Consider the following 3,489-nt stretch of genomic DNA (forward strand, 5'->3'; position numbering starts at 1 on the left):
TCGATTAGACAGCGCTCCACCTGGGCCACGCCAGCGGCAATTTCAATCGCTTGAGTATAGACAGGCATGCTCTAGGGAGCGGCTGCAGCGGCAGGCTGCGCTTCGCCGCCAGGGACGACGGTACTCAGCAAAATCAGGATATCGCGATACTCCACCTGATCCGGCCCGCGGCGGGGGGATCCCACTTGGATGACCGCCTGCTGGGGCGGCCTGTCGGGGCGAGGGGGAGACTCGAACACCAGCGTGCGGATGCCGCCGGCCTGCTCGAGATCGGAGAGGAGATCCCAGCCCCGGCCCCAGAGGGTGCGGCGGTAGTAGGCGGCGATCTCCGAGAGAGGTTGAGAGGTCTGCAAAATCAGGGAGGCAAGCCCTCCTTCCTGATCCCAAATTTGCCCCGAAGAGATGACGGTGGCGTCGGGCAAGCGCAACTGGTGCGGGAAGTGGGGAGGGAGAGCGCGGGTATCGCCCACGGAAGCCTCAAAATGGGTGCCATCTTCGCCGATGTGGCGCAGCACCGGATCCGGGGGGGCAGCTTCGGAAGGAGATGCGTCTGGCCAAGGGCGACAGGCAGCCAACAACGCTAGCGACAGCCAAGCCAGAAGTTGCACCTGACCTGGGCAAAAATGTCCTCTCATCGCATAGCCAGGGATCCCTCAGTGGGTTATAGCGGATCCCCATTCCTCCCCACAACCCGTTAGCAGGGATAGCAGGACCCCTCGAGCTGCACAAGCGGCAACTGCACAGCCTAAGATAGGTTCTGGAGAGGTGTCCGAGTGGTTTAAGGAAGCAGTCTTGAAAACTGTCGTGGCGCAAGCCACCGTGGGTTCGAATCCCACCCTCTCCGTCAAATCAAGTTTGCCGCAGGGAGACCATCCAGACCTAGCTGGATTCCCTTGTCTCAGTTCCCAGAGGTTTGTTTTCAGAGGCAGCCGGCCAGAGGCCGCGGCAGCTAGGATCCACTCTCAGCAGGATGAGGATCCTCTTTTTTTGGGGGTTCTCGAGGAGAAGATTTTTGGCTCCACTGGAGTTGTCGCAGGATCCCGCGTAACAGGGCCACCTCGGACACGGTCAGGCCGGCGCGGTGAAAGAGGGCGCGCAGCTTGACCATCTTGCGGCGAGCGGTGTGGGGGTGCAGGTAGCCAATTTGCAGCAACAGCGCCTCCAGGTGGCCGAAAAAACCCTCCAGCAGCTCGAAGGGAGCCGGCTTTGAGATCCCAGAGCTGGTCACTGGCGGGGGAAGATTCTGGCAGAGGAGGGTGCGCAGCTCGTAGCAACAGATGCCCACTGCCTGGGCCAAGTTCAGGGAAGGGTAGGCCGGATCGGTGGGGATCTGGATCTGGCGATGGCAGAGGGCCAGCTCTTCGTTGCTCAAGCCCCGATCTTCAGGGCCAAACACCAGAGCGGCAGGGCCAGCAGCCAGCAGCTCCGGGAAAGCCTGGCGGGGAGACTGAATTTGCCATTCGGGCGGGTAGGGCTCGCGGCGGCCTGCTGTCCCGAATACCTGCACACATCCCTGAAGGGCCTCGGCTAAGGTTGGCACCTGCCGGGCTTGGCGGAGCAAGTCCGTCGCATGCACGGCCATGGTGACTGCTTCTGCGTCGAGGGGATCGCATTGGGGATCCACCAACACCCACTGCCGCAGGCCCATGTTTTTCATCACGCGGGCAATGGCCCCGAGATTGCGCGGCCCTGCCGGCCGCACTAACACAAGGCGTACCTGCGCCAATCGCTCCTGAGCCCAGTTGGACGATGCCGGCATTGCTCAGAAATCGCAGATAGGGATCCCCTAAAGTAGAGGAGTTAGATCTTGTCATAGATTGCGCCGATGGGATCCGCCTACCGCCGTTGGCTGAGTTGGATGTGCCTATTGCTGCTGGGGTGCTGCTGGGGATCCCCAGCCTTGGCTGCCCATTCGTCGCTCTCCCCAGCAGCAGAGCCGACTCAGGTGTCGCCCCAGCTCGTTCGCGATAGCGGTGCGGAGCACTTTTCTCTGGCCGAGGCGCGACAGCGGCTGGAAGCCATTGCCGAGGCCATGCGCTCGATCCGCCTGTGCAGCCGCCCCAACTGCCGTTACCGCGATATCTCCGTCGAGGTTCGACCCATAGCAGGAGCCGAGCCGCCGGAGTACGAGGGCCGCATCGACGCCGCCATCGACCGCCCCTCCGGTAGCTTGGACAGGGCCCACTACCGGCTGCGATTTCGGGGGGGGCGTTGGCAGTTGTTGGGGGGGGAAGAGGTTTCCGATGTCTCCTCGTTTTTCTTTGAGGGAGATACTTACGAGGTGTTCAGCGCCTACGGCAGTCGCAAAGGCAAATTGGCAGACGCCAGCAGCAGCCTGCGCGTTGGCTATCGGGAACTCTACTATCGCGTTTTCGACCGGGGCCAAGAGCGTTGGCCATAGAGACCTATGAGAGAACAACAACACACCTTGGCCAGCTCTATTTCCCTAGAGGGGGTGGGCCTGCACACCGGCCTGCCGGTTCGCTGTAGCCTGCATCCGGCCCCTGCCAGCAGCGGTCGAGTCTTTGTGCGGGTGGATCAGCCGGGCTCCCCTCCCATCCCCGCTCGGTTGGGATCCCTGGCCCCTGCCGCTCTCTGCACCCGTCTACAGCAGGGATCCCCCCCTGTCCAGGTGCAGACGGTGGAACACTTGTTGGCCGCTCTTTACGTGCTGGGCATCGACAACTGCCGCATCGAGGTGGAGGGGCCGGAGCTGCCGATTCTGGATGGCTCCGCCCTGCCCTTTGTGGAGGCCGTTGCCCAAGCCGGGATCCTGGCCCAGGAGCAGCCGGCCCTGCTGGGGGTGATCCAGGAGCCGGTCACGGTCTGGGCAGGGGAAGCCTTTGTCAGCGCCGTGCCCTACCCCGGGTTTCGCTTTACCTATGGCATCGATTTTGCCGACTGCCCTATCGGCCAACAGTGGCTGAGCTGGCGGGAGAACAGGGCGGACTTTGTCCAATCCATTGCCCCGGCCCGCACCTTCGCCCGCCAACAGGATGCGGAGCTGGCCCGCCAACAGGGGCTGATTCAGGGGGGCAGCTTGGAAAATGCTATCGTCTGCAGCAAAACCGAGTGGTTGGGGCCGTTGCGCTTCCCGGATGAGCCGGTGCGCCATAAGCTGATAGATTTACTAGGAGATCTCAGCTTGTTGGGCTGCCGCTTGCAGGGGCACATTGTGGCCTACAAGGCGGGCCACGCCCTCCACCACCGTTTGGCTGAGCAGTTGCTCAAGAGTGGATCCCTGCAGGTGGAGCCAGCTCAAGAGCAAGCAAGGGATCCCCTTTGCCTCGGTGGGGTGGAATCTCGCTCTTCGTTTTGAGGGGGATCCCGGCTGCTGGGATGGGTGAAAAGTTCCTGGCCTGCTGCAATTTCTCTGTGCGGCCTTGCTTTGGGTTCAATGCCCGCCCATGCGGGCTTTAGCTAATCCGCCGTTCGCGCTAGCGGGACGTAGTCCTGGAAGCCCCGCTCTGTACCCCCCTATATCCCAGC

General features: G+C 62.6%; 4 protein-coding genes and 1 tRNA gene. 3 read left to right on the forward strand and 2 right to left on the reverse strand.

From position 1 onward, the window contains the following. Nucleotides 1-71: 71 nt before the first annotated feature. A complete protein-coding gene (locus tag NW809_RS11340; protein ID WP_011430771.1) occupies nucleotides 72-635 on the reverse strand; it encodes a hypothetical protein in 564 nt (187 codons plus the stop codon). Nucleotides 636-759: 124 nt separating this feature from the next. Here NW809_RS11340 and NW809_RS11345 point away from each other — a divergent pair. After that, nucleotides 760-844: transfer RNA gene (locus NW809_RS11345), tRNA-Ser, on the forward strand. 105 nt (nucleotides 845-949) lie between these two features. On the opposite strand, the gene NW809_RS11350 is transcribed toward NW809_RS11345, so the two are convergent. Then, nucleotides 950-1,759 (reverse strand): RNA methyltransferase, encoded by an 810-nt coding sequence (locus NW809_RS11350; protein WP_414402176.1) that lies wholly within the window; start codon nucleotides 1,757-1,759, stop codon nucleotides 950-952. Between the two features lie 66 nt (nucleotides 1,760-1,825). Between NW809_RS11350 and NW809_RS11355 the strand changes: the two genes are divergently transcribed. Further along, nucleotides 1,826-2,401, forward strand: a complete 576-nt coding sequence (locus tag NW809_RS11355; protein WP_011430773.1) for a hypothetical protein — start codon at nucleotides 1,826-1,828, stop codon at nucleotides 2,399-2,401. Nucleotides 2,402-2,407: 6 nt separating this feature from the next. Continuing rightward, a complete protein-coding gene (lpxC, locus tag NW809_RS11360) occupies nucleotides 2,408-3,319 on the forward strand; it encodes a UDP-3-O-acyl-N-acetylglucosamine deacetylase (RefSeq protein ID WP_414346968.1) in 912 nt (303 codons plus the stop codon). Nucleotides 3,320-3,489 lie beyond the last annotated feature (170 nt).

The sequence above is a fragment of the Synechococcus sp. WC101 genome, assembly GCF_047461555.1.
Classification (GTDB): Bacteria; Cyanobacteriota; Cyanobacteriia; order Thermostichales; family Thermostichaceae; genus Thermostichus.

Bases quoted from the DNA above. Each gene is read 5' to 3' on its own strand.
- NW809_RS11340 (WP_011430771.1), bottom strand. From the start codon at position 635: ATGAGAGGACATTTTTGCCCAGGTCAGGTGCAACTTCTGGCTTGGCTG.
- NW809_RS11350 (WP_414402176.1), bottom strand. From the start codon at position 1,759: ATGCCGGCATCGTCCAACTGGGCTCAGGAGCGATTGGCGCAGGTACGC.
- NW809_RS11355 (WP_011430773.1), top strand. From the start codon at position 1,826: ATGGGATCCGCCTACCGCCGTTGGCTGAGTTGGATGTGCCTATTGCTG.
- lpxC (WP_414346968.1), top strand. From the start codon at position 2,408: ATGAGAGAACAACAACACACCTTGGCCAGCTCTATTTCCCTAGAGGGG.